Source organism: Bradyrhizobium ingae, from assembly GCF_055791185.1.
In genome coordinates this window covers 62,149-88,074 of the sequence record NZ_JBVUBB010000033.1, presented here as the reverse complement: position 1 = coordinate 88,074, position 25,926 = coordinate 62,149, and the positions used below count along the sequence as shown (strand labels likewise).

General features: G+C 63.3%; 25 protein-coding genes. 12 read left to right on the top strand and 13 right to left on the bottom strand.

The window, feature by feature from the left end; genetic code table 11:
- Positions 1 to 195 precede the first annotated feature (195 nt).
- Together ACV1FX_RS32740 and ACV1FX_RS32735 are read left to right on the top strand one after the other, a co-directional pair.
- Positions 196 to 1,980, top strand: a complete 1,785-nt coding sequence (locus ACV1FX_RS32740) for an acyl-CoA dehydrogenase family protein (protein ID WP_473121667.1) — start codon at positions 196 to 198, stop codon at positions 1,978 to 1,980.
- Between the two features lie 85 nt (positions 1,981 to 2,065).
- Positions 2,066 to 3,154, top strand: coding sequence for a Zn-dependent alcohol dehydrogenase (locus tag ACV1FX_RS32735; protein ID WP_473121666.1), 1,089 nt, complete (start codon positions 2,066 to 2,068; stop codon positions 3,152 to 3,154).
- 192 nt (positions 3,155 to 3,346) lie between these two features.
- Here ACV1FX_RS32735 and ACV1FX_RS32730 read toward each other — a convergent pair whose 3' ends face one another.
- From ACV1FX_RS32730 to mbfA, 3 genes are all read right to left on the bottom strand, one after another.
- A complete protein-coding gene (locus ACV1FX_RS32730; protein ID WP_473121665.1) occupies positions 3,347 to 3,700 on the bottom strand; it encodes a nuclear transport factor 2 family protein in 354 nt (117 codons plus the stop codon).
- Positions 3,701 to 3,900: 200 nt separating this feature from the next.
- A complete protein-coding gene (locus tag ACV1FX_RS32725; protein ID WP_473121664.1) occupies positions 3,901 to 4,425 on the bottom strand; it encodes a cytochrome b in 525 nt (174 codons plus the stop codon).
- Between the two features lie 90 nt (positions 4,426 to 4,515).
- Positions 4,516 to 5,487: an iron exporter MbfA gene (gene mbfA / locus ACV1FX_RS32720; protein WP_473121663.1), complete on the bottom strand. Its 972-nt coding sequence runs from the start codon at positions 5,485 to 5,487 to the stop codon at positions 4,516 to 4,518.
- A 167-nt stretch (positions 5,488 to 5,654) separates the two neighbouring features.
- Between mbfA and ACV1FX_RS32715 the strand changes: the two genes are divergently transcribed.
- A complete protein-coding gene (locus ACV1FX_RS32715; RefSeq protein ID WP_473121662.1) occupies positions 5,655 to 6,377 on the top strand; it encodes a hypothetical protein in 723 nt (240 codons plus the stop codon).
- 58 nt (positions 6,378 to 6,435) lie between these two features.
- Here ACV1FX_RS32715 and ACV1FX_RS32710 read toward each other — a convergent pair whose 3' ends face one another.
- From ACV1FX_RS32710 to ACV1FX_RS32695, 4 genes are all read right to left on the bottom strand, one after another.
- Positions 6,436 to 6,798 carry a hypothetical protein gene (locus tag ACV1FX_RS32710; protein ID WP_473121661.1) on the bottom strand — a complete coding sequence of 121 codons (363 nt, stop codon included), beginning with the start codon at positions 6,796 to 6,798 and terminating at the stop codon, positions 6,436 to 6,438.
- Between the two features lie 97 nt (positions 6,799 to 6,895).
- Positions 6,896 to 8,071: an alpha/beta fold hydrolase gene (locus ACV1FX_RS32705; RefSeq protein WP_473121660.1), complete on the bottom strand. Its 1,176-nt coding sequence runs from the start codon at positions 8,069 to 8,071 to the stop codon at positions 6,896 to 6,898.
- Positions 8,072 to 8,235: 164 nt separating this feature from the next.
- The gene (locus ACV1FX_RS32700) at positions 8,236 to 9,780 is read right to left on the bottom strand and encodes an acyl-CoA synthetase (RefSeq protein ID WP_473121659.1); all 1,545 of its coding nucleotides are present in this window, start codon (positions 9,778 to 9,780) and stop codon (positions 8,236 to 8,238) included.
- Positions 9,781 to 9,969: 189 nt separating this feature from the next.
- Positions 9,970 to 11,142: an acetyl-CoA C-acetyltransferase gene (locus tag ACV1FX_RS32695; protein WP_473121658.1), complete on the bottom strand. Its 1,173-nt coding sequence runs from the start codon at positions 11,140 to 11,142 to the stop codon at positions 9,970 to 9,972.
- Positions 11,143 to 11,294: 152 nt separating this feature from the next.
- Between ACV1FX_RS32695 and ACV1FX_RS32690 the strand changes: the two genes are divergently transcribed.
- The 7 genes from ACV1FX_RS32690 (at position 11,295) to ACV1FX_RS32660 (ending at position 19,755) form a co-directional block, all read left to right on the top strand.
- Positions 11,295 to 11,954, top strand: coding sequence for a TetR family transcriptional regulator (locus ACV1FX_RS32690; protein ID WP_473121657.1), 660 nt, complete (start codon positions 11,295 to 11,297; stop codon positions 11,952 to 11,954).
- Between the two features lie 70 nt (positions 11,955 to 12,024).
- Positions 12,025 to 12,783 (top strand): SDR family NAD(P)-dependent oxidoreductase, encoded by a 759-nt coding sequence (locus ACV1FX_RS32685; RefSeq protein WP_473121656.1) that lies wholly within the window; start codon positions 12,025 to 12,027, stop codon positions 12,781 to 12,783.
- 269 nt (positions 12,784 to 13,052) lie between these two features.
- Complete coding sequence (locus ACV1FX_RS32680) at positions 13,053 to 14,924, top strand: AMP-binding protein (protein ID WP_473121655.1); 1,872 nt, start codon at positions 13,053 to 13,055, stop codon at positions 14,922 to 14,924.
- A 100-nt stretch (positions 14,925 to 15,024) separates the two neighbouring features.
- Positions 15,025 to 16,152 (top strand): acyl-CoA dehydrogenase family protein, encoded by a 1,128-nt coding sequence (locus ACV1FX_RS32675; protein WP_473121654.1) that lies wholly within the window; start codon positions 15,025 to 15,027, stop codon positions 16,150 to 16,152.
- 119 nt (positions 16,153 to 16,271) lie between these two features.
- Positions 16,272 to 17,516 carry an acyl-CoA dehydrogenase gene (locus ACV1FX_RS32670; RefSeq protein ID WP_473121653.1) on the top strand — a complete coding sequence of 415 codons (1,245 nt, stop codon included), beginning with the start codon at positions 16,272 to 16,274 and terminating at the stop codon, positions 17,514 to 17,516.
- A gap of 138 nt (positions 17,517 to 17,654) precedes the next feature.
- Positions 17,655 to 18,899, top strand: a complete 1,245-nt coding sequence (locus ACV1FX_RS32665; RefSeq protein ID WP_473121652.1) for an acyl-CoA dehydrogenase — start codon at positions 17,655 to 17,657, stop codon at positions 18,897 to 18,899.
- A 154-nt stretch (positions 18,900 to 19,053) separates the two neighbouring features.
- On the top strand, positions 19,054 to 19,755 hold the full coding sequence (locus tag ACV1FX_RS32660; protein WP_473121651.1) for a nitroreductase: 702 nt from the start codon (positions 19,054 to 19,056) through the stop codon (positions 19,753 to 19,755).
- Positions 19,756 to 19,815: 60 nt separating this feature from the next.
- On the opposite strand, the gene ACV1FX_RS32655 is transcribed toward ACV1FX_RS32660, so the two are convergent.
- The 5 genes from ACV1FX_RS32655 to ACV1FX_RS32635 form a co-directional block, all read right to left on the bottom strand.
- Positions 19,816 to 20,055 (bottom strand): hypothetical protein, encoded by a 240-nt coding sequence (locus tag ACV1FX_RS32655; RefSeq protein ID WP_473121650.1) that lies wholly within the window; start codon positions 20,053 to 20,055, stop codon positions 19,816 to 19,818.
- A 392-nt stretch (positions 20,056 to 20,447) separates the two neighbouring features.
- Complete coding sequence (locus tag ACV1FX_RS32650) at positions 20,448 to 21,233, bottom strand: enoyl-CoA hydratase/isomerase family protein (RefSeq protein ID WP_473121649.1); 786 nt, start codon at positions 21,231 to 21,233, stop codon at positions 20,448 to 20,450.
- 12 nt (positions 21,234 to 21,245) lie between these two features.
- Entirely contained in the window at positions 21,246 to 22,355 is a 1,110-nt protein-coding gene (locus ACV1FX_RS32645; RefSeq protein ID WP_473121648.1) for a cyclic nucleotide-gated ion channel, read from the bottom strand.
- Between the two features lie 191 nt (positions 22,356 to 22,546).
- Entirely contained in the window at positions 22,547 to 22,765 is a 219-nt protein-coding gene (locus ACV1FX_RS32640) for a hypothetical protein (RefSeq protein ID WP_473121647.1), read from the bottom strand.
- A gap of 109 nt (positions 22,766 to 22,874) precedes the next feature.
- Positions 22,875 to 24,332: a TAXI family TRAP transporter solute-binding subunit gene (locus ACV1FX_RS32635; protein ID WP_473121646.1), complete on the bottom strand. Its 1,458-nt coding sequence runs from the start codon at positions 24,330 to 24,332 to the stop codon at positions 22,875 to 22,877.
- Between the two features lie 396 nt (positions 24,333 to 24,728).
- Between ACV1FX_RS32635 and ACV1FX_RS32630 the strand changes: the two genes are divergently transcribed.
- Together ACV1FX_RS32630 and ACV1FX_RS32625 are read left to right on the top strand one after the other, a co-directional pair.
- Positions 24,729 to 25,076, top strand: a complete 348-nt coding sequence (locus tag ACV1FX_RS32630) for a DUF3307 domain-containing protein (RefSeq protein ID WP_473121684.1) — start codon at positions 24,729 to 24,731, stop codon at positions 25,074 to 25,076.
- A gap of 126 nt (positions 25,077 to 25,202) precedes the next feature.
- Positions 25,203 to 25,601, top strand: coding sequence for a hypothetical protein (locus tag ACV1FX_RS32625; protein WP_473121645.1), 399 nt, complete (start codon positions 25,203 to 25,205; stop codon positions 25,599 to 25,601).
- On the opposite strand, the gene ACV1FX_RS32620 is transcribed toward ACV1FX_RS32625, so the two are convergent.
- Entirely contained in the window at positions 25,598 to 25,924 is a 327-nt protein-coding gene (locus ACV1FX_RS32620) for a YkgJ family cysteine cluster protein (protein WP_473121644.1), read from the bottom strand. The genes ACV1FX_RS32625 and ACV1FX_RS32620 overlap by 4 nt on opposite strands.
- Positions 25,925 to 25,926: the final 2 nt, after the last annotated feature.

Below are 25,926 nucleotides of genomic sequence, written 5' to 3'. Positions count from 1 at the left end.
GCGCGAGGGACCAGTCGCGTCCACTGAGGCGGTCGATCACAATTCCGCAGGGCGGTCCCGGCCATCCTCAGCGCTCATGCCGCTCTGACGATTTGCGGCTTTATCCGCATTCCCGCCTGGAGCATGATCGACATCATCCAACGCAGCACCAAAGCGGCAGGAAATGCCGCAGGATGGAAACGAAAGAGGCCGATCATGCACAAGTCGGGCACGTCGCAGCAGAAAAGCGTCGCGGCCGAGCAGCCCGGCCTGCTTGCTCCCGACACCACGGGAATGAATTTCTACCGCGCCGATCCGGCGTTGACCGACTTGTTGCGCATCCACCTGCCCGATCCGCTATTCCGTCACATCGAGCCGCATCTGGACCGTCTCGGCGAGCTCGCCGGCGGCACGCTCGACGAATGCGCGCGGCTCGCCGACCGGCATACGCCCGTGCTGCACCAGCGTGACAAGTTCGGTCGCGACGTGCAGTGGATCGAATATCATCCGGCCTATCGCGACCTCGAGAAGGCGGCGTTCGGCGAGTTCGGCATTCACGCGCTGTCGATCCGCAAGGGCATCATGGGCTGGCCGGACAAATATCCGGTGGTCGCAAAGCACGCCTTCACCTTCCTGTTCAACCAGACCGAATTCGGCATGGGCTGCCCGATCAATGTCACCGATGGCTGCGCCAAGCTCTTGTCGAGCTTCGGCAGCGAGGCGTTGAAAGCAAAATATCTGGACGGCCTGACCCAGACCGACATGAGCAAGCTGACTCAGGGCGGCCAGTTCATGACCGAAAAGGAGGGCGGCTCCGACGTCGGTACGCTGACGACGCGCGCGGTGCAGGACGGCGACCATTGGCGTCTCTACGGCGAAAAATGGTTCTGCTCGAATGCCGATGCCAAGGTCGTGATGCTGCTTGCGCGGCCGGAAGGAGCGGGTCCCGGCACGCGTGGCGTCGGCCTGTTCCTGATGCCTCGCTTCCTCGATGACGGTTCGCAAAACCACTACCGGATCGTGCGGCTGAAGGACAAGCTCGGCACCCGTTCGATGGCCTCGGGCGAGATCAAGCTCGAAGGCGCGATCGCCTATGCCGTCGGCAAGCTCGATCGCGGCTTCGTGCAGATGGCGGAGATGGTCAACTCGTCGCGGCTCTCGAACGGCGTCAAGTCGACAGCGCTGATGCGTCGCGCCTACCATGACGCGATGACGGTCGCGACCAACCGCGTGGTGTTCGGCAAGCGCATCATCGACCTGCCACTCGGACGTCGGCAGTTGATGAAGATCATGCTGCCGGTCGAGCAGGCATTGTCGATGAGCTTTCTGACTGCCGACGCGCTCGACCGCGCGGAAGCCGGCAGCCAGGATGCCGCGACGCTGCTGCGCATCCTCACGCCGACACTGAAATTCCGCGCCACGCGCGATGCCCGAAAGGTCTGCGGCGATGCGCTCGAGATACGCGGCGGCATCGGCTATATCGAGGAGTTCGCCACTTCGCGGCTGCTTCGCGATGCTCATCTCGGCTCGATCTGGGAGGGCACCGGCAATATCGTGGCGATCGATGCGTTGACGCGTGCAGTCGGTCGCCACGGCGCGGAGGCCGCGCTCGCCGCCGATCTGCACGCCCGGCTCGACGATAGCGCGTCCGTGCCGCAGGCCTGGCGCGATCGGCTGCACGGGCTCAGCGATCGTGCCGTCGGCTTCGCGCGCGAGGTCGCTGATGGCGCTGACAAGGAAGCCGATGCGCGGCGCGCCACCAGCCTTCTCTATCATGTCGCAAGCGCAGTGGCGCTGGCATGGGAGTCGCATCGCATCCACGCGATGCGCGGCGATGCCCGACGGCTCCTGTTGTCGCGGCTCGTGGTCGATCATCGGGCATCGCCAAGTGATCCGTTCCGGCTCACGGAAAATTCGACCCAGCAAGCCATCGTGTCGCTGCTGCTCGCCAACCGCGCGGCTACGATGGCCGAGGTTGGCGAACTGGTTCTGGCGGCGTAGGCTGCGGCCGCGTTCACGACCTCTCCCGTAGGGAAGAGCTGAAGGCCTCACTCAGCGAAATCATAATAACGAGGAAACAAACAAGATGAAGGCCGCCGTCCTCTATGAAGTCAACAAGCCGCTCGTCATCGAGGATGTCAGCCTGCCGAAACCGGGCCCGCGCGAGGTTCTGATCCGCACCTCTGTCGCAGGCCTCTGCCACTCCGACCTGCACTTCATGGAAGGGCTCTATCCGCATCCGCTGCCCGCGGTGCTCGGTCATGAATCGGCTGGCGTCGTCGAGCAGGTCGGCTCCGACGTAACTTATGTGAAGCCGGGTGATCACGTCGTCACCTGCCTGTCAGTGTTCTGCGGCACCTGCGACAACTGCACCACCGGGCGCACCGTGCTCTGCACCGACACCACGGTGAAGATGCTGCCGGGCGTCTCCGATCGGATGCAGTGGTCGAAGCCCGAGAAGCTGCACCAGTTCCTTAACCTGTCGTCCTTTGCCGAGCAGATGCTGGTGCACGAGAATGCCATCGTTAAAATCCGCAAGGACATGCCGCTCGAACTCGCTGCGCTGATCGGCTGCGGCGTCATCACCGGCTATGGCGCCGTCGTGAATACCGCAAAAGTCCAGGCCGGCGAGACCGTGGCGGTGATCGGTTGCGGCGGCGTCGGCATGGCCGCGATCAACGGTGCCGAGATCGCGGGTGCCGGCCGCATCATCGCGATCGATACGAACCCGGCAAAGCTCCAGCTCGCGACCAAGTTAGGCGCCACCGACATCATCAATCCCGCCGATGGCGACGTGGTGAAGCAGGTGCGCGACCTCACCAATGGCGGCGTGCATCATTCCTTCGAGGTGCTCGGCCGCAAGGAGACCGCCGAGCAGGCGTTCGGCATGCTCGCCCCCGGCGGCACTGCGACGATCGTCGGCATGATTCCGTTCGGGCAGAAGATCGAGTTGCACGGCTTCGACTTCCTGCGGGAGCGCAAGATCCAGGGCTCGTCGATGGGCTCGAACCATTTTCGCGTCGACATGCCGCGGCTGGTCGAGTTCTACTTGCGCGGCCGCTTGCACCTGGAGGACTGGATCTCGGCCAAGCTGAAGCTTTCCGAGATCAATGAAGGCTTCGCCAACATGAAGGCCGGCAAGACGCTCCGGAGCGTGATCATGTTCGATAGCTAGGCAGCAATCTCAAGCGTCGCTTCTCAGTTGTCATCGCCCGCCTTGTGCGCAATTGCGCATTGGGGCGGGCGATCCAGTATTCCAGAGGCGACGGCGAATACGGAGGGCTACCGCTTACTGGATGCCGGGGCATGACAGCGGGGATTTGTGAGGGCGATGTGCTCGCTTCACCGTGATACAGCATCACCCGCCTCACCGCGAAACGTGCGCCGACACCGCGAGCCATTTCCCATTCTGCCTGGCCCAACAATCGGTGTAACGGCCGGAGGCCTGCTGGCCGTCCGCGGTCGTGTAGCTGGTCGCGCCGTGGATGATGGCGAAGTCGCCCATGATGCGGATCTTGACGTCGTACTCCCTGAGATTGCGGATCGCGATCGGCTGCGCGGTCTGTTTCAGGAAGCCCGCGCGGTCGACCAGCGTCTTGTCCGGATTGGAGCAATAGAAGTCCTGCGCGAGGATCTCGTCGAAGCGCTTGACGTCGCAATTCTGGACGGAGGCGACGTAGTCGCGGTTGAGCACGGTCAGCTCTTCGAGGTCTCTGTTCATCACATTTCTTTCCTTCTGGTCAATCTGGGGCGCGCGAGTGCGGACCCACAGTCTCGAAGCCGTCAGCGAGACTCGGTTAACGACGGAAAGAGCATGCCTGATCGCAATAATGTTTCGGCATCGACCGAAACGTTATAGCATCATGATGGTTGCGCCAGTCATCAAACATGGCGGCGTGAAGCCGCTTGGCCCGGTGATCGTTAGGGCAACATCCGCTGCATCACGCGATCGCGATAGATGAATATGTGAGCGAACGCGGCAGCGACGTGAATGCCGACCATGACGAGAAGCGCCCACTCCGTCGCCTGGTGCAGGCCGTCGATTGTGCGACCGGCCGCCGCGTTGTCGGACGCCAGCATCGGCAGCGGCATGAGATAGAAAAAGGAAAGGGACCAGCCGCGGAAGGAGGCGAACAGCCAACCGGAGAACGTGGTCGCAAGCACCAGCACGTAAAGCAGCCAGTGCACGGCCTCAGAGCTCAAACGCTGCCAGGGAGGCAGTGAGCTTTCCGGCGCCACGGGATGGGTCAGGCGCCAGATCATGCGCAGGGCCGTCAGAATGAGAATCGAGATCCCGATCGAGACGTGAAAGGTCATCCCGGCACCGGGTGTCATGCCCCGATGGATGTCCGGCATCAGCCATCCGATCGGATATTGCGCCGCAAGCAGCGCGACAATGGACCAATGGAAAATCTTGGCGGGCGTACCGTACTTCAATTGGGCCATCGTCAGCTTGCTCGCATCAATGTCAGGGCTGATCAGGACGGAAGGCAGCGGGCTGAGTGTGGGTGGAGGAACCGGCCGCTTCGTCGCTGCCTAAGCCGCCCCGATCAATATTCCGACCCCGAGCACGATGGCGCCACCGAGCACGATCTGGAACACCGCCTGAAGGAACGGCGTATCCATGTAGCGTGCGCGGATGAAGGCGATTGCCCACAATTCGAAGAACACGACGACGCAGGCGATCGCGGTGGCGATCCAGAATGCATTGGGCCAGGAGTCCGGGACGAGATAAGGCATGGTGTGGCCGAGCCCGCCGAGCGTCGTCATCAAGCCGCAGGTGATGCCGCGCAGCCAGGGCGAGCCGCGGCCGGTGAGCGAACCGTCGTCGGAGAGCGCCTCCGCAAACCCCATGCTGATGCCGGCGCCGATCGAGGCCGCGAGCCCAACCAGGAAGGTCTGCCAATTCTGGTGCGTGGCGAAGGCGGCTGCAAACAGCGGCGCCAGGGTCGAGACCGAGCCGTCCATGAGGCCGGCGAGGCCCGGCTGCACATATTGCAGCACGAACATGCGGCGGCTGGTGCGATCTTCCTCGGCGCGAACATCAGGGCTGAGGATCTGATCGGTGAGTCGCGTCGCGGTCTTCTCGTGGGCCTTCTCGGCTTCGGCGAGGTCACCCAGTAGCCGTCGCACGCCGACATCCTGGGCTTGCTCGGCGGCCTTGATGTAGAAACGCTCGGCCTGCAACTCCATCGTCTCGACCTCCTTGCGGATGGTGTCGAGCGATAGGTTCTTGGTCAGCCAGATCGGGCGGCGGCGCAGGAAGCCCTTGACGTCCTCGCGGCGGATCGGCGGCAAATGCGGCCCGAAGCGCTGCTCATACATTTCCAGCAGCATATGGCGATGGCCGCGCTCCTCTTCGGCCATCTCCTCGAACAGCTTCGCCGAGTCAGGATAGCGGTCCTTCAGATCCTCGGCGAAAGCCATGTAGATGCGGCTGTCTTCCTCCTCGGAGGCGATGGCGACCGCGAGCACTTCGCGCTCGGTCAGATCGGCGAAATTCTTCACGACGGGACCTGTCTATAGTTTAGAACGATTCTAAATCTGCTATAAGGCGCAATTCGTTCAGGGTCAATTCACGCGAGAGCCCTGAACTTGGGCGCATGAAATTGCGGGAACCGGCTGTCGTCTCTCCCGTTCGACTTCATGCTGTGCGGATCAGGCGAGGCGTAATCGTGGACAAGGTCAAATACCGGTTAAACGATCCGCGGCTGGCGCCGCGGCGCACCAAGCTGGAAATTCCAGGATGGGCCGGCCAACGTGATCCGCGTGCCAACGGGTCGCGCGAGCAGGTCTGGCATTGCGTGCCGTTTTCGGAAGGCGCGCAATACGGCATCGAGCTGTTTTATCCCTACGATTTCGAACTGCACGTCACGACCCGGGATGGCCAGCTGGTCCTGGAGGCCGACTGGGGCGAACCGCCGGAAGGTGGCGCGGCGTGGCCGCCGTTTCGCAAGTTTGGCGACAACTTCTACACTTACCAGATACTGCTCGATCTCAAGGTCGAGAAAGGAATGGCGATTCGCACCGAGCCGCATCCGCGGTTCTATACCGATCGCACCGATACCGTGCCCGTTGCCGTTCCCGCGCTGATCCGCAACTGGTGGCCGATGATGTTCTTTTGCGTTTTCAAGGCGCCGGCCGAGGGCCGCACCCACATCTTCCGGCCGAAAGAGCCGTTCGCGCAGGTGATCGTCATTCCCGAAGAAGCGTCGTTCGAGCTCGAGCCCATGGGCGAGGAGGAATCCGCCGAGAGAGAGCTACAGGCGCGGCGCATCTATAACAGCCGGCCGAAGCTGGCGGCTGGCACCGAGTGGACCTCATCGACAGACACCGTGTTCGACGGCACTTACCGGCATTTGCACCGCGCGGCGAAAGAGAAAGCCCGCAACGGCTGAGCACAAAAGCAAACAGGACCCGAAGGTCCTGTTCGCCGGCGCGGCTGACGTTCGGGACTCAATAGTCCCGACGATAGTAGAAGCTGTGGTGGTGATGGTGATGATGGTGGTGATAATACCGCCGATACCGCGGCACCACCACGACCGGCGCATCATCATAGTAGCGATAGCGGCGATAGAAGCTGTGATGATGATGGTGGTGATGGTGGTGATGGTAGAACTGAGCGAGTTGAACGTTCTCGCTCGCCTTCACCGGGGCGGACTCATCGATGGCTTGCAGCAGCGCTCCGGCGTTCGGAATCGGCTCCAGCAGGTCGGCATATGAATTTGCCTGCAAGACGTCGGCCGGGGCAGGCGTAGCGGAGCCGAGCGTCCCGAGCGCGGCAACCGCTCCCAATAATCCAACGATCTTCTTGTCCATGAGTCCTCCAGTTGTCGCCGGGCGCAATGCCGGTATCTCGGAACGTCAGATACTGCCGAACGTTCCCTGAACCGGGCATTAATGCGCTATGGCGGGATCATGGCCGCGCACCCCCGGGATCGGCTGCTCGGCGTGCGGCGTTGTCAAGAAATTGCAACAGCAGCCGGCTGACCTCGGCGGGCTGCTCCTGCTGCACCCAATGGCCGGCGCCATCGACGAGATGGCAGCCGAGCATGTTCGTGCAGAAGCGGGTCTGCATCGCCTCGAACACGCCGGGGCGCTGATATGTGCCCCAATCCTGCATGCCGGAGATGAAGCAGGAAGGCACATCGAGGGTGCGACCCGCGAATAGTTGCAATTCGTTGTTGAAAGCACCTGACGTGCCGCAGCGATACCATTGCAGTCCGCCCTGGAATCCGGTGCGGCCATATTCGGCACTGTAGTAGGCAAGCTCGCGATCAGGCAGCCATGGATTGGCGGCGATCTCGGCGGATGACGGCATCTCCTTTGCGACCGTCTCCGCCATGGTCTCGTCAAGATCCATCACGTAATAGGTTGGCAGCTTTGCGAGCTCGCCTGCGGACCAGGATTTCAGCGCATAAGGCTTGTTGTCTTTCCAGTCCGCGCTCTTGTGATGATAGTAGGCGCGCAGGAAATCGTGCACGCCCTGCGGCGCGCGATGCATGTCGGCATTCGCTTCGCGTGTCGAATAGTACCACTGGTAGTGCTTGCGCGGCCGCGGCAGCGCGGCCAGTTCGCGATGCACTGGATCATCGCTCGGCGGCGTCGCCGGCTGGTCGGCTGTGTCGAACGGCAGGGGCGGCGGTCCGCCGAACGGCGCGCTCATCATCGCCACCGAGCGAAACACGTCGGGCCGCAGCAGCGCACACCAGGATGCAACCGGGCTGCCGAAATCATGTCCGACCACGTCGACGTGCCGATAACCGAGCGCCGACACCAGCCCGAGCGCGTCGCGCACCAGGTTGAAAAGCCGGAAGGGCGCGAGATCTCCGTCGTAATCCGCCTGCCATCCGGTGGTGCGCCCATAGCCGCGCTGATCCGGCGCGATCACGTGATAACCGGCATCGGCAAGCGCCGGCATCACCTTGCGCCAGGAGAAGGCAAGCTCGGGAAAGCCGTGCAGCAGCAGCACGCAGGGCCGTCCCCGCGTCTCGAAGCCGGCTTCGAGCACGTGCATGCGCAGGCCGTTGATGCCGTCGACATAGCGCGAACGGATGCCGGCGGGCAGGGGGATGTCGGGGAGATCGATCATGGTGCGTCTCGCTTCTCGTGCCCCGGGCGCAGCGCGGCATGCAATGACGCGCTGCTAAGCCGGGGTCCAGCCTATCGACACTATACAGAAAATCGCCGTGGGTCCCGGCTCTGCGGCGCACCGTGAAGACACGCTGCGCCGCGTCCGGGACACGAGAGACAATTCTAGATCTTCACCGCGGTCTTCGGCCAATACCTGTCGCGCAAATGGCGCTTGACCAGCTTGCCGGTGGGCGTACGCGGCAGCTCGGCTTCGAAATCGATCGAGCGCGGGCATTTGAGGGCGGAGAGGCGGCTCTTGCAATAGGCGATCAGGTCGGCCTCGAGTGCCTTGCCGGCGCGGCTCATGTCGTGCGGCTGCACGACTGCCTTCACCTCTTCGCCCATCTCCTCGTTCGGTACGCCAAAAACGGCGACGTCGGCGACTTCAGGGTGGCTGATCAGCACGTCCTCGGTCTCCTGCGGGTAGATGTTCACGCCGCCCGAGATGATCATGTATGACTTGCGGTCGGTGAGATAGAGAAAGCCGTCCTTGTCGAGATAACCGACATCGCCGAGTGTCGACCAGCCCCGGGCGTTATAGGCCTTCTTCGTCTTGTCGGGATCGTTGTGATAGGTAAAGGCCGGCGCATCCGCGAAATAGACCGTGCCGATCTCGCCAACTGGCTGCTCCTCGTCGTTCTCGTCGAGAATCTTGATCTTGCCGACCACGGCGCGGCCGACGCTGCCGCGGTGCTCCAGCCATTGCTGCGAATTGCAGACGGTGACGCCGTTGCCTTCCGAGCCCGCGTAATACTCGATCAGGATCGGTCCCCACCATTCGATCATTCTCGCCTTGACGTCGACCGGGCAGGGAGCGGCGGCATGGATCGCGCCCTTGAGCGTCGAGACGTCGTACTTCGCGCGGGTCTCGTCCGGCAGCTTCAGCATGCGCACGAACATGGTCGGGACGAGCTGCGACTGCGTCACCTTGTACTTTTCGACGAGCTTCAGGAATTCTTCCGCGTCGAAATGCTCCATGATGATCGAGGTGCCGCCGAGCACGATCGCCATCATGTTGAAGCGCAAGGGAGCCGCGTGATAGAGCGGGGCCGGTGACAGATAGATGGTCCCTGCATTCATGCCGCACATGTCTGCGCAGAGCAAGCGCAGGAAGGCGTTCGGCTCGTCGATGGGTTTCCCTTCGAAAGCCTTCTTGATGCCCTTCGGGCGGCCGGTCGTGCCCGACGAATACAGCATGTCGTAACCGGCGACCTCGTCCGCGATCGGCGTCGCCGGCTGAGCCGCGGCCTCCTTGTCGTAGGAGCGGAAGCCGGGCAGCGGCTCATCCATCATGTAGAAGATGGGCTCGCCGGGCGCGCCCTTGATCAGGTCCTTGATCTGGTCGGCGCATTTCGGCGTGGTGATGACGACCTTGGCGCCGCAGTCCTTGACGATGTAGTCGATCTCGTCCTGCTTCAGATAGCGGCTGATCGCGGTGTAATAGAGCCCGCAGCGCTGCGCAGCCCAGCAGATCTCCATGAAGGCGAGGCGGTTCTCCATCAACAGCGCGATGTGATCGCCGGCCTTCAGCCCGAGCGAACGAAAGAGTTGCGCGCCCTGGTTCGAGAGCTCGTCGAGCTCGCGATAGGTGATCGCCTTGCCGGTTCCGGCCATCCGGTAGGCGATCTTGTCGGGCGTGGTCTTCGCGTAGATGGAGGGGTGGGTCATGAGGGTCAGGTCCCAAAAACAAACGAGATGTCATCCCGGCGAAGGCCGGGATCCATAACCACAGGGCGTAGTTTGGCGGAGCATCGTCGTTCGGTACTGCGACCAACCACAATTGACGGACCTCGCGGTATGGGTCCCGGCCTTCGCCGGGACGACACCTTCCATTTGGCAGCCGATGTCGCTTCAGCCTTACAATCGCTCCACGATTGTCACATTCGCCATGCCGCCGCCTTCGCACATGGTCTGCAGGCCATAGCGCTTGCCGCGTTGCTTCAGCGCATGGACCAGCGTCGTCATCAGCTTGGTGCCGGAGCCGCCGAGCGGATGGCCGAGTGCGATCGCGCCGCCATTGACGTTGAGGCGGGCGGGATCGGCGCCAGTGGTCTTCAGCCACGCGGTCGGCACCGAGGCAAAGGCCTCGTTGACCTCGAACAGGTCGATATCGTCGATTGCCATGCCGGCCTTCTCCAGCGCGCGCTTGGTCGCGTGCAGCGGCGCGTCCAGCATGATCACGGGATCGCCGCCCGTCATGGTCATGTGATGCACGCGGGCGAGCGGCTTGACGCCGAGCGACTTCAGCCCGCGCTCGTTCACCACCATCACGCCGGAGGCACCGTCGCAGATCTGGCTGGCGCTCGCCGCCGTCAGCTTGCCGTTCTCGGCGATCAGCTTGACGCTCCTGATGCCATCGAGGCTGGCATCGAAGCGGATGCCTTCGTCGATGTGATGGGTGTCCTTCGAGCCGTCGGCGCGGGTGATCTCGAGCGGCACGATCTCGTCCTTGAAATGGCCTCCTTGCGTCGCCGCAATCGCGCGCTGATGGCTGTTGTAGGAATACTCGTCGAGCTCATCCTTGGAGAGGCCGTACTTCTCGGCCATCATCTCCGCGCCGGTGAACTGGCTGAACACGATGTTCGGATAGCGCTGCTCGATGCCCGGGCTCTTGTAGTGGCCAAATCCGTTCTTGGCAGGGAGCTGCGAGGACAGGCCCATCGGTACCCGCGTCATCGATTCCACGCCGGCCGCGATCACCACGTCCATCGCGCCGGACATCACCGCTTGTGCCGCGAAATGCAGTGCCTGCTGGGAGGAGCCGCATTGCCGGTCGATCGAGGTGCCCGGCACGCTCTCCGGCAGTTTCGAGGCCATGATCGCGTTGCGGGCGATGTTGTTGGACTGTTCGCCGACCTGCATTACGCAGCCCATGATGACGTCCTCGACTCGAGCCGGGTCGACCTTGGCACGGTCGACGAGCTCGTCCAGCACCTTCGCGGCGAGATCGGCCGGATGCCAGCCGGCGAGGCGGCCCCCCTTGCGCCCGCCGGCGGTTCGCGCGGCGGCGACGATGTAAGCCTCGGCCATGTCGGTTTCTCCCTGGATTTTTATGAATGCTTGATTGTCGGGGGCGGATTTAAGGGTCGGCAGATCATTTAGTCAATCGATCAATTAACTCTTGTGGGGAGACGCTGCATGCGCTTATCTGCGGCCCTTCGTGCGGCGAGACAGGGTTCTCCGTGACTACCAGCGTACCGAACAGGCTTCCGAGCGGCAAAAATTCCACGGCAGAGAAACTGCTGGTGGCCGCGAGCGAGCTGATGATCGAACGCTCCTCGATCGAGATTTCGCTGAGCGACATCGCGCTGAAGTCGGGCGCCAATGCCGCGCTGGTCAAATACCATTTCGGCAACAAGGATGGCCTGTTGCTGGCGCTGCTCGCGCGCGATGCCGCGACCGAGCTGTCGAATCTCGAATATCTCTTGGTGCAGCCGATCACGCCGACCGCGAAGCTGAAGCTGCATATAGGCGGCATCATCCGCGCCTATCATCGGTTCCCCTACATGAACCGGCTGATCCATTATCTCCTGCACGAGAGCACGGCGAACTCCGCCGACGAGGTCTCCAAATTCTTCGTCGCGCCGCTGCTCGACTTTCATCGCCGCCTGCTCGCCGAGGGCGAGAGGAGCGGCGAGTTCCGCGTCACTGATCCCGTGCTGTTCTACACCAGCCTGATCGGCGCCTGCGATCACCTGTTCTTCGGCCGGCACGCGATGTCTCGCGCGACCGGCGTCGGCCCGGTCACCGACGAAGTCTGCCGGCAATATATCAAGCACATGGAAACGCTGATCTGCGGCGGCATCCTCGCGCAAGCCGAGGAAGCTGCCGCGGCCGGATAATCGGCCCAAGAAGTTCAAATCCAGAGACGTTCAAGTCCAGAGAAGAAACGCCCAAGGAAAGGTACCAGCGATGCAGTTGAAAGACGTAGCCGTGCTCATCACCGGCGGTGGTTCGGGCCTGGGTGCCGCGACCGCCCGCGCCATGGCGGCCAAGGGCGCCAGGATCGGCGTCATTGACCAGAGCAAGGAGAATGCCGAGAAGGTCGCAGCGGAAGTGAAGGGCGTCGCGCTGCATGCCGATGTCACCGACGAGGACGGCATCAAGGCTGCGATCGCCAAAGCCGAGGCCGCGCATGGCATCGCGCGCGTGCTGATGAACTGCGCCGGCATCGGCGGCTCGCAGCGCATCGTCGGCAGGGACGGCGTCTATCCGCTGGCGAAGTTCGCGCGCATCATCAACGTCAACCTGATCGGCACCTTCAACTGCTTGCGCTTATTCGCCGAGCGCCTGGTTACGGCAGAGCCGATCGGTGAAGAGCGCGGCGTCATCGTCAACACCGCGTCCGTTGCCGCCTATGAAGGCCAGATCGGCCAGATCGCCTACTCGGCCTCAAAAGGCGGCGTCGTTGGCCTGACACTGCCTGCAGCGCGCGACCTCGCCAGCCAGAAGATCCGCGTCAACACCATCGCGCCCGGCCTGTTCTTCACGCCGCTGCTGATGGGCCTGAGCGAAGAGGCACTGAAGAGCCTTGGCTCGCAGGTGCCGCATCCCTCGCGCCTCGGCGATGCCGCCGAGTACGGCGCGCTCGCCGTGCACATCGTCGAGAATGCGATGCTCAACGGCGAGACCATCCGCCTCGACGGCGCCATCCGCATGGCGCCGCGGTAAACGTTAGCTCTGCCGCTTTCTTTTCTCCCCTTGCGGGAGAAGGTGGCGCGAAGCGCCGGATGAGGGGTTCTCGAGGAGACAGACCCCTCACCCAAGCGAATTCCTGGCAAGCGACCTACATGCCCTCTCCCGCAAGGGGAGAGGGCACAGCAATCGGCACCTCATGCCGTGGATGCGGGAAGTTCACTTCCTCGACAGGCGAAAGCCTGTCTATATCAAGCGCTGAACGAGAATGATCCGCAAAGGACATTAATTCCGGGAGACGCAAAATGAGTGGGAGCGTGGCGGCGGTGATGGCGAAGCCCGCCTTTCGCAAGATCGAATGGCTGCCGCGCGACATCGATGTCGAGCGCCGCGATGACGGCACGGTGGTGCTGAAGTCACGCATTCCGCTGCAGCCTTACGAGAAGCATATTCCGGCGTCGCTGGCGAAATGGGCGAGGGAAGCGCCCGAGCGCAGCTGGCTCGCGCAGCGCGGCGGTCCGGATCGCGCATGGCGCAAGGTGTCCTACGGCGAAGCCAAGCGCACGGTGGACGCGCTGACGCAAGGGCTGCTCAATCTTGGTCTCGATGAGCGGCCGGTCGCGATCCTCTCCGGCAATTCGATCGAGCACGCGCTGATGACGCAGGCCGCGATGCAGGCGCGCTCTCCGGCGGCGCCGGTGTCGCCGGCCTATTCCCTGATGAGCCACGATCACGTCAAACTGAAATATCTCTTCGATCTGATCAAGCCCGCTGTCGTGATGGTGCAGGATGGTCCGACCTTCGAGAAGGCGCTGAAGTCGCTCGACCTAACCGGTGTCGCCGTTGTTCACGTCGCGCGCGCCTGCGAGGGCATCAAGAGCGTCAGTTTCGCCGAGCTCGCGGCAACACCCGTGACGCCCGATGTCGACGCGTCGATCGCGAAGATTACGCCGCAGACTATCGGCAAGCTCTTGTTCACCTCCGGCTCGACCGGCATGCCCAAGGCCGTGATCAACACGCAAGCGATGATGTGCGCCAACGCCGCGATGATGATGCAGGTCCGTCCGCGCACATCGGGCGGTCCGCTGCCGACTATGCTCGACTGGATGCCCTGGAATCACACCATGGGCGGCAATGCCGCGTTTCATCCGATCCTCGTCGATGGCGGCACGCTCTATATCGACGACGGACGGCCGGTGCCGGGCCAGTTCGAGGAGACGCTGCGCAATCTGCATGAGATCTCGCCGACCTATTACGCCAATGTGCCGGCGGGTTACGCCGCGCTTGCTGCGGCGATGGAGAAGGACGACGCGCTTTGTCGCTCGTTCTTCAAGAACCTCTCCATCATGGCCTATGGCGGGGCGCGGCTGCCGGACGACCTCTACGACCGCATGCAGGCGCTCGCGGTGAAGACCACCGGCGAGCGCATCGTGTTCTACACCGGTTGGGGATCGACCGAGACCGCGCCGACCTCGACCGGCACCTATTGGGACACCGAGCGTGTCGGCCTGATCGGCCTGCCGTTCCCCGGTGTCGAATTGAAGATGGTGCCGTGCGGCTCGAAATACGAATTGCGCCTCCGCGGCGTCAACGTCACGCCCGGCTATTTCGGTCAGGCTGATTTGACCAAGATGATGTTCGACGAGGAAGGTTTTTACTGCATCGGCGATGCCGGCATCTTCGTCGACGATGAGGATCCCGTGCAGGGCATCATCTTCGCCGGGCGTGTCGTTGAGGACTTCAAGCTCACGACCGGCACCTTCGTGCATGTCGGCTCGCTCCGCACCGATGCAATCGCAGCCGCGACGCCGGTCGTGCATGACGCGCTGGTCGCCGGGCAGGATCGTTGCTCCATCGGCCTGCTTGCCTGGCCGAACCTGCATGCCTGCCGCCAGCTCGTCGGCAATCCCGAGCTGAGCTTTGAGGACGCCGTGAAGCACCCCGAGGTGATCGCCTGCTTCAGGCGCGGGCTGGAGGCGCATAACAGGGAATGCGAAGGCGCGAGCAGCCGTATCATCGCCCGCGCCATGCTGATGGTTGAGCCGCCCTCGATCGACGGCAACGAGCTGACGGACAAGGGTTACATCAACCAGCGCGCCGGCCTCGAGCGGCGCGCCGCACTAGTGGAGCGGCTGTATACCGAGAAGCCGGATGAAGGCGTGATCGTGCTGCGATGAAAGCGACACTCTCTCCACTTGTTATTCCGGGCTCGCCGCTGACGGGGCGCCCCGGAATGACGGCATCGATGAATGACAACGAATAAAAAGGTAAGCCGCCATGAACTTCGATTTCTCTGACGATCAAAAGCAGCTTCGCGACCAGGCGCGCAAATTCCTCAGTGAAAAATGCTCGTCCAAGGCAGTGCGCGTCGTGCTCGATGGCAAGGCGCCTTATGACATGGAGCTATGGAAGGGTCTCGCAGAGATGGGCTTCCTCGGCGTCGCCATTCCCGAGGAGTTCGGCGGTGCGGGCGCCGGCCATCTCGAGCTGTGCGTGATCGCCGAGGAGATGGGGCGCGCGAATGCGCCGGTGCCGTTCTCTTCCACCGTCTACCTCGCCGCCGAAGCGCTGTTGATCGCGGGCAGTGACGCGCAGAAGGCAAAATGGCTGCCGGCGATTGCCTCAGGCGAGGCGATCGGCACGTTGGCGCTGTTCGAGGGAAAGGGCAATCCATCGCCGGCCAACGTCAAACTCACGGCCTCCGGCGGCAACCTCAACGGCATCAAGAAGCCGGTTCCCGATGCTGCGATCGCTGACTTCGCCGTTGTTGCCGCACGCACGGGATCGAACGGCCGTGATAGCGATATCTCGTTGTTCCTCGTCGATCTCAAAGCCGGCGGCGTCGAGGCCAAGAGCCTCACCAATCTCGATCCGACGCGCGGGCAGGCCGAGCTCACCTTCAAGAACTGCAAGGCTGAACTGCTGGGCGCGGCCGGAGAAGGTTGGAGCATTTTGACTCAGGTGCTCGATCGCGCGGCGGTGCTCACGGCCTTCGAGCAGGTCGGCGGCGCCGACCGCGCGCTGGAGATGGGGCGCGACTACGCGCTCGACCGCATCGCCTTCGGCCGTCCGATCGGCTCGTTCCAGGCCATCAAGCACATGCTCGCGGACATGTATGTCGCGGCGACGCTGGCGCGCTCCAACAGCTATTACGGTGCCTGGGCGCTTTCGACCAATGCATCGGAGCTGCCGGAGGCCGCCGCCGCCGCGCGCATCAGCGCGACGCAGGCGTTCCAGCATTGTGCCAAGAACAACATCCAGGTTCACGGCGGCATGGGCTTCACCTGGGAATTCGACTGCCACATGTACTACCGCCGCGCGAATGCACTCGCGCTCGGGCTCGGCAGCCTGTCGTATTGGGAAGATCAGCTCATCGACCGCATGCGCGCGAAGAACGCGGCATAGTTTCCCGTCGTCATTTTGGGGCGGCGCAAAGCGCCGAACCTGGAATCCGGAGATTGGGAATCGAAATTCCGGGCTCGATGCTGCGCATCGCCCCGGAATGACAACGAGAGACGAACACGATGAACTTCGAAGATACCCCGCAGGAAGCCGCGTTCCGCGCCACGGCGCGCGCCTGGATCGCCGCGAATGCGCCGAAACAATACGAGGACGAGCTACGCAAATCCTCGCTCGGCCGCACGCGGCTCAGCAACGCCGACATCCTGGACGTCGCAAAAGCCTGGCAGAAGAAGAAAGCCGATGCAGGCTGGGCCTGCCTGCACTGGCCAAAGGACTATGGCGGCCGCGGCGCCTCGCCGATCGAGCGCGTGATCTGGCAGCAGGAAGAGGGCGTGTTCGGCAAGCTCTCGGCGATGTTCATCATCGGCCACGGCATGTGCGGGCCAACCATGATGGCGTTCGCGCGCGAGGAGCATAAGCGCAAATACCTGCCGCCACTTGCCTCCGGCGAGAAGATCTGGTGCCAGCTGTTCTCCGAGCCGGCCGGCGGCTCCGACGTTGCGGGCCTGCGCACCCGTGCCGAGAAGGACGGCGACGACTGGGTGATCAACGGCCAGAAGATCTGGACTTCAGGCGCGCATTATTCCGACTACGGAATCCTGCTCACCCGCACCGATCCCAACGTGCCCAAGCACAAGGGTCTCACTATGTTCTTCCTGGACATGAAGATCCCGGGCGTCGAGGTGCGGCCGATCAGGCAGGCCAATGGCAATTCCGACTTCAACGAAGTCTATTTCACCAATGTCCGCATTGCCGATCACCAGCGCCTCGGCGAGGTCAATGACGGCTGGAACGTCTCGCTGACCACGCTGATGAACGAACGGATGTCGATCGGCGCAGGCGTTGCCACCGGTTTTCCGGAGCTCTTCGATTATTGCGCGAGCCTGATGCTGGATGACGGCCCTGCGATCGAAGACCGCAGCGTGCGCTCGAAGCTTGCAAGCTACGCGGTGAAGGCGAGCGGCTTGAAATACACCAGCATGCGCGCGATCTCCGCGCTGTCGCGCGGCGAGCGCCCGGGGCCGGAAAACTCCATCGGCAAGCTGGTCGCGGCCTCCATGATCCAGGAGATCGCGACGTACGCCCTCGATTTGCAAGGCGCGGCCGGCGTCGTCAGCGGCTCCGAGGATGCCGAAGTCGCCGGCCGCTTCCAGGCCATGCTGCTGCGCGCTCCCGGCACACGCGTCGAGGGCGGCACGGACGAGATCATGCGCAACATCATCGCCGAGCGCGTGCTGGGCCTACCCGGGGATATCCGTGTCGACAAGGACGTGCCGTTCAACAAGATCCCGACGAAGGGGAGATGAATTCGTGTCCCGGACGCGATGCAGCACGCAGTGCTGCTTCGCAGAGTCGGGACCCAGAAGCCGCCATGGGCCCCGGCTCTGCAGCGCACCGCTTAGGCGCTGCGCCGCGTCCGGGGCACGAGAGAGGAGAGTTCGAGAATGAATTTCGATGACACGCCGCAGGAAGCCGAGTTTCGCGCAACTGCTCGTGCATGGGTCGCCGCCAACGCCCCGAAGGAGTTCGAGGAGGAACTATCGAAATCCTCGCTCGGTCGCATCCGGCTTGCCAAGCACGACATGGTCGAAATCGGCAAGGCCTGGCAGAAGAAGAAGGCGGAAGGCGGCTGGGCCTGCCTGCACTGGCCGAAGGAATATGGTGGCCGTGGCGCAACGCCGATCGAGCGGGTGATCTGGCAGCAGGAAGAGGGCGTCTACGGCAAGCTGACGCAGCCGTTCCAGATCGGCGAGGGCATGTGCGGCCCGACCGTGATGACCTGGGGCAGCGAGGAGGCGAAGCGCCGTTATCTGCCGAAGCTTGCCTCGGGCGAGGAGATCTGGTGCCAGCTTTTCTCCGAGCCGTCCGCCGGCTCGGACGTTGCAGGGCTTCGCACCCGCGCGGAGAAGAAGGGCGACAACTGGGTCGTCAACGGCCAGAAGATCTGGACCTCGGGCGCGCATTATTCCGATTACGGGCTCCTGATCGCGCGGACCGATCCCAACGTGCCCAAGCACAAGGGCCTCACCATGTTCTTCCTCAGCATGAAGAGCCCGGGCGTCGAGGTGCGTCCGATCAGGCAGGCCAACGGCATGCAGGAGTTCAACGAGGTCTATTTCACCGACGTGGTGATCCCGGACAGCCAACGCCTGGGCGCCGTCGGCGACGGCTGGAACGTCTCACTGACCACGCTCATGAACGAGCGCATGTCGATCGGCTCACGGCTTGCGACCGGCGTGCCCGAGATGTTCGAGTTCTGCTCGAACCTGATGCTGGAGGACGGCCTTGCGATCGACGATCCCGCCGTGCGCTCGAAACTTGCAAGCTGGGCGGTGAAGTCGAACGGGCTGAAATATACCAGCTACCGTGCCATCTCGGCGCTGTCGAAAGGCGAGCGTCCGGGCCCGGAAAACTCCATAGGCAAGCTGGTGTCGGGCACGATGCTGCAGGACATCGCGACTTACGCCATGGACCTGCAAGGCGCGGCGGGCGTTCTTACTGGCGCGGACGAGGAGACCGTCCACGGCCAGTTCCAGCAGATGCTGCTGTCCTCGCCCTCGATGCGCATTGCCGGTGGCACCGACGAGATCTTGCGCAATATCATCGCCGAGCGCGTGCTCGGCCTGCCGGGCGATATCCGTGTCGACAAGGATGTGCCGTATAACAAGATTCCCACGAAGGGGCGTTGATCTTCTTGGCGCCACCGATTGTAGGATGGGCAAAGCGAAGCGTGCCCACCATATCTGTCCGCGCTGGGGCAAGCTGTCGGTGGGCACGGCGCTGCGCGCCTTTGCCCGCCCTACGAACTAACCTACCCTACGAAGACACGGCGCGAGCCAATACATGGATGTCGCAGTGAGCCAGAATCAGAATCGCATCGGCGTGCTCGAAGAGCTCCTCAACGAGCGCTATTCGGTGCGCGCCTTCCTGCCGAAGGAGGTCGACCGCGCGACCATCGAGCACGTCCTGACGACGGCCCAGCGCACCGCATCCTGGTGCAACAGCCAGCCCTGGCAGGTCGTCATTGCCAGCGGTGAGGCCAAGGAGCGGTTTCGCAGGGCGATCTACCAGGAGGCCTCAGGCGGTCTCGCGAATGATTATGACTTCACCCCGCCGCGCGAATATGTCGGCGTGTATCTCGAGCGTCGCCGCGAGAGCGGCTTTCAGCTCTACAACACACTGGGCATTGCCCGTGGCGACAAGGCCGCCTACGCCAAACAGGCGCTGGAGAACTACAATTTCTTCGGCGCGCCGCATGTCGCGATCATCCACACCAACGAGCCGCTCGGCATTTACGGCGCGATAGATTGCGGCGCCTATGTCTCCAATTTCATGCTGGCCGCGCAGGCGCTCGGGCTCGGTACGATTCCGCAGGCCGCGCTCGCGCGCCATTCCGGCCTGATCCGACGGCATTTTGATCTGGGTGACGATCGCCGCGTCGTCTGCGGCATCTCGTTCGGCTATGCCGACCATGACCACAAGGTCAACACCTACCGCACCTCGCGCGCAAGCGTAGCCGATACAGTGACGTTCGTGGACGAGTGAGCTGCGCACGACGAAAGCCCCGATCGTCATGATCGGGGCTTCGTTTCCGGACGCTGGCGCTTAGTAGACGCCGTATGCGCAGACGTTCACGACGCGCACGCGCGGGCCGCGACGGGTGGGCACCACGCGCTCCTGGTAGCAGCCGCTCACGCCGGTGTTGACATAGATGCCGCCATGGCCCCAGCCCCAGCCCGGACCCCAGTGATGATGGAAGCCGTGGGCGGAGGCGGCGCTGGGCGCGAGGGCGGCAACGCCGAGCGAACCGGCGGCGACGAGACCAAGGGCGAGCTTGCGAAACATAATGTTCTCTCCAGTGTGGCATGAAGCCGTTGTTGTGTCCCTGCATCTCGGTCGGTGCGACTCCCAAACGCGTTCACATGCGCTGGGAAGAATCGTGTTTCAGGATTGTTTCGTGGGGAGGGCGGTGAGTATGTTTCAGGCCTTGTGCGTCGCCGACACTGCGCCATGCGACGAGCTATGGATTGCGTCGCTTCGCTCGCAATGACGATGTGGAGGCGGCGGCGCCTCAATCTCCACTCGTCGTCCCGGGGCGGGCGACGCGCGAGCCCGGGACCCATAACCACAGGATCGAGTTGGGCGAAGACTCGGAGTTGTCAGTTCGCGCCACAACTCCTCCCTGGGGTTATGGGTCCCGGCCTTCGCCGGGACGACATCGAAATATGAGTCACTTCTCAAAACCGCGGCGGCCGCTTTTCCGCAAAGGCCTTGATGCCTTCCTTGATCTCGTCGCCGCGCATGCTTTCGCGATGGCGGCGGTCGGCAGCTTCTTCGTCGAGCGTGCCGCGGGCGAATTCGTTGATGGCGCGCTTCATGCCGCGCATTGCGATCGGCGCGTTGCCGGCGAGGGTGTTGGCGAGCTTGTCGACTTCCTCGTCGAGAAGCTCTGGTGCCACCATGGCGGTGAGATATCCGATGCGCAGCATTTCCGGCGCGCTGATCTTCTGCGCGGTCAGGAACAGCGTCTTGGCGTTGTCGACGCCGAGCCGCGTCACGTAGCGCTTGATGCCGCTGGTGTAGTAGTGAAGTCCCAGCCGTGCTGCGGGCATGAACATCTCGGCGGTGTCGACGCCGATGCGGAAGTCGCAGGCGAGCGCAAGATCGGTCGAGCCGCCATAGACGCCGCCGTTGAGACGGCAGATCGTGGGCACGCCGAGATCCTCCAGCCGGTTGACCACGACCTCGAACGCCGAGCCCGCGCTCTGCTGCTCCCGGGTGCTCACCGCGCGCTCAGCCACCGAATTGAGATCGTAGCCGGCGGAGAACGCGCGCCCGGTGCCGGTCAGCACGAGCACGCGGATCGCAGGATCGGCCTCGATCCGGTCGAACAGTTTCAAGAGCTCGCCGAGATCTTCAGCCTGCAACCGGTTGAGGTGCCTCGGACGGTTGAGGCGGATGGTGGCACGCGCGCCGTCGATGTCGAGCAGGGGCGCGCTGGCGGTATCGGCCGCATCGGACATTGCTGTCTCCATTTACTTGTTTTCGAGCGCCCGGCGCCTGGCTTCGGCATCGATGGTCTCAGCGAGATCGGGATGCCGCGCCATCAGTACGCGGAAATCGACGAGGTCGAGCACGAGCAGCCGCGAGACCGTCACGGTCGTGACGCTGGCGCCGCGCACATTGTTGCCGAGCAGCGCCATCTCGCCGAAGAATGCGCCTTCGCCGAGCGCCACCTTCTTGCCGGGCAGGTCGACCTCGACCTCGCCGGAGGCGATGAAATACATGCAGTCGCCCTGCGCGCCCTTCCTGATGATCATGGTGCGGGCAGGCAGGTCCATGGTGCGCAACATATGGGTGACGTCCGCGATCGCGGACGGGCCGAGCGCGGCAAAGAACGGCACTTTGCTGACGGTCTCCCAGGTCTTGAGGAAATTGTCACGGCGCGTCTCTGCGGCAAAACCCGTCGCCAGAATACCGGTCCAGAGGCCGAACACGCCAAGGCCCGAGATCATCACCAGCGCGGCGACCATCCGCCCGAGCGGCGTCACCGGCACGACGTCGCCATAGCCCGTGGTCGTCAGCGTCACCACCGCCCACCACAGTGCCGACGGCACGCTGCCGAAGGTCTGGGGCTGCACGTCGCGCTCCAGGAAATACTCGGCAACGGAGGCGAGAAACACCACCATCAGGAAGATCACGAGCACGCTGAGCAGCGGCCCCGATTCCAGCACCAGCACGCGGCGAAGCTGGCGCAGACCGGGGATACCCGGCACGACCTTGAGCACCCAGAGCACGCTGAGGAGCCACGCTGTCTTGGGCTCGACGCCGAGCACCAGTGCGATAGGCACCGCCAGCGCCCCGATCGCATCGACCAGCCCGCTCGAGGACAGCACGTAGATCCCCAAACGCTGCTGTCTTGCCATGTGGCGCAGCCGGACCAGCCATTCGAATACGAAATAAGCCAGGCACGTCCACAGCAAGGCGTTCGCCCAGTGATGCGCGGTTTCATAGGCCGGGTCGATCGTCAACAGCATCATCGTCACGACGCCGACCGTGACCGCGGCATAGGCTGCCTTGGTCATGTTCCTGCCGGCCGTCGCGGCCACGAATTTCTCCAGAGCAGGGATCAACGGCTTGGACATACGGGATTGCGGTCCGGTCTCGGCTAAATGCCCGTCCCGGTTGGGACTGCGGCGCCAAAGTGCCTGCGCGGGCGGGGGCCGTCAACGATAGGACGCCGACAGCGTGATTGTCACCCGCCATGCAAGCCGCAATCCTGGGACCGAAATGGCCAAGACCATGATTTGAGCGCGCCGTTACTTGAATTGGACGGTTACTTGAAATGCGGAGGCTCGTCGTAGCCGCGGCGGCTCGAGAAGAACAGCAGCGCCATGAGCCCGACGCCAACGATCACGGAAAAGCCCGCGCCCAGCGCGAGCGCAATGTAGCCTTCGGTCGGAATCGGCTCACCGTCGACGGACAGGGCGGAGTAGGCGAAATAGCCGACGCCGGCGAGCATCGCGAGCAGGATGATGATGAGCAGTGAACGCATGGCCGATCTCCGGTTGCGCGGAGGATCAACGGTTGCAGCTCAAGTCAGTTCCAGGTGCGCAGGCGCCGTCGCGCGCGCAGGTTCCCGGCGTCCGCATGCCAGGCCTGCCTCACGCGCTGTGTGCGGTCTTCACCACCACCACGTTCGTGTCGTCATGCGCGGCTTCCTCGCGCGCCGAGGCGTCACTCGCGTGGCTCGCGACATCGCCGGCGTGCCGCTTCAGGTGCTCGCGCCGCATGCCGATCTCGTCACGGACGAATTCATAGCCGAGCTTGAACGTATCGAGCCCGTCGGTACTGATAGTGCCGTCTCTTAGTCCCACCACGGCTCTGCGCAGGATCGCCTCGAGCTCGTCCGCCAGGCATTCGAGTTCATCGAGCGAATGGGCATGCTCGATGCGCTCGCCGACATCGAGGATGGCCGTGGACAACTCGCTGGCTTTCTCCGGTGCGATCCTGGTGATCTTGGCGTAGATCGCCGCGAAGATCGAGCCGATGACGCTGAGCGCGGCGGCGCCCAGATACATCATGTCGCTGTATTTATCCATGAACGACTTGGTGTCGTCGTTGATGTAGTCGGCTGCACCCTGGTGCGCCATGACGAAGGCGTCCTTGTCCACGCTGGCCGGCTCGATCCGGCTGGCGAACCCATTTTCGAGGCCGAGCTCGGACTTGTTCTCATAGACGATGCGTGCGAGGTCGCCTGCGGTGGACAACGACATCTTCGACTGTGCGACCAGCAGCCATTCGAGCCCGATCGTATCGAGGTCGTCGTCGGGAATCTCCGGCGCGGCCGACAGCGTGCCCGCCGTCAAGGTTTCCTCGGAAATGCCGGGAATCTTGCGCTCCAGCGCCTTGGCCTCGTCGATGGCGTTCAGCGTGAAGCCGCCGCGCTTGGCGACCTGCTCATAGGCCTTGTCCCGAACCGCCTTCGAGGCATGGACGATGGCGATCACCGCGGCATAGCCGCTCGCAGGCGCCAGCAGCTTGTCCAGTGTGACGCCCTGCGGCGCCATCTGCACGCGTGCCGCAGCGTCCGGCGTATCGGGCACGTCGAGGATGCTGCGGACGAAAGCGAGCGAAGCATCGCTCTCGGCGAGCACCGCGACCTTCTTCTTTTTCAATTCCGCGAGCGACTTGATCTTCTTGTTGCCGGGGCCGAGCAGCAGCACGAGATCATGCTCGAGGATGGCGAGCGCGCGCGCCCGCGGCGGCACTTTGCCGTCGGTGCGCAGGATGGCGAGATCGGCCTGCTTGCGGTCGAATTGGGCAATCGCCTTGGCGTTGTCAGGGTTGTTGACGATCTTGATCCGGAACCGCGAGGCATTGTTCTTGAGCACGGCGGCGAGCTTGTTGGCGAAACGCGCCTCGTCGCCGTTGGCGTCGCCGACCGCAAAGGTCAGGGTCTCCGAACTGCGCAGCATGGTCCGGCCGCCCCAGACGGTGGCCAGCGACAGGATCAAGGTCAGCACGACGTAGAGCACGACCTGCTGCTGATTGGTCTTGATGACCTTCGGGCGCGGCGGCGGGGACGGCTCGGTCGATGACATCTGGCCTTCAGCACTCATGGCTGGCCTTATCCCGTTGCCAGGCGGCGGCCGGCTTGCCGGCAAAGGCCGTCCGAAAATTCGTAAACATCTGAAAAAAGAACGATAATTCTCAAGTTGGGATGATAGCTTTCTGGCCGCAGAAAGCAAATTTCGAGCCGCGAGTAACGTTACCGCGAAGGAGCGGCGACGACCGGTCCCTACGTCGTTCGGCCACACCTTGTGATTTTCCGGTTCCTTCCGGGGTGCATTCCGCCGCGAGAGATGTCATAAAAGCGCGATCTCGGCGATTTGGCCGAGCCCAAGAAGAAGTCGCACTGAACGCTCCATTTTTCCTTCCACGTTCAATGAGGGCGTCCAGCTTTGTCGTTTCCACCCATGTCATCAGCGGTTCCGGTCGAAGCGCTCATTGGCTGGATGCTGCTGCTCACCTTCAAGCACATCATCGCCGACTTCGTCCTCCAGACCGCCTGGATGGCGCACGGCAAGGACCAGAAGCACGGCTGGGCGTTGCCGCTCCTGGTGCACTGCCTGGTTCACCTTGCGGTTGCGCTGCCGCTGATCCTGATATTCGCGCCAAAATTCTGGTTCGTCGCCCTGATCGATTTCGCGATCCACATCACGGTCGATCGGGCCAAGGGGTTTGTCTCGGCCAATTTCGGCGTCAACCAGGAGCACCCCTGGTTCTGGACCCTGATCGGCGTCGACCAGGCGCTGCACCACCTCACCGGTTTTGGGCTGTCGATCTTCATGGCGGCGAACTGAGCTCACCGGCTTCGGCGCGTTCCGATTCGCAAATGGGGAGAAAGACCCCCGGGACACTACCGGCTCGTGTGGTTAACCTTTCGTTAGAGAATTGCGCGGCATCTTCGGCAGACGAGGAGAATCGCAATGTTTTCAAGCCGAGACGCCTACGAAAGCGATTTCTGCCCGGTCCGCGACGAGCTCCTTGGCGAGATGTATCGCGCCAGCGAAAGCGGCCTGCCGAGACTGGTTGAGAGTGTTGCTCCCGAGGCCCGCGCCAGGCTGGCCTTGTTCTGCTACCGCCGCAGTCATCTGCACTCGCTGGCGGTCGCGATCGCGGCGAGCTGCACTGAGCGCGAACTGATCGAGAGCGGGGGGCGCGTCGGCTCCACGCTTTACGCGCTGTCGCGTGAAAGCACGGCCAAGGCATCGCCGTCGCTGTCGGGCAGCCGCAAGCCGATTACGCTGTCGACCAAACCGCTCTCGGTGCTTGCGCCGCTCGAGGACGAGCTCGACGACGATTTCGCTGAAGCCGTTCCGGCTTAAGTTATCGTTTCGATCACCGGCAGCCCGAACTTCCGCCGCGCCATCGCGCATTCGGCATCGCCGGGCATGCAGGTGCGGCACACCTCCGGCCGCACGGCATAGATGCCGCAGGCGGTCGCATCCCCGATCTTGCCTTTCAGTGCCGAACAGCGATCGCCGTCGCAGCGCATGCCCGATTGACGCTCGTTGACGAAGGCTTGCGGAATAGCTGCGAGCTCCTCGTCGCTCTCGATCGAGAAGCGCGGCCAGTTCGCCGAATAGGCGCAGCAGGCGCCGCAAGCCTGGCAGAGCTGAGACAGATCGATCGCGGATTCCTGGTCCATGT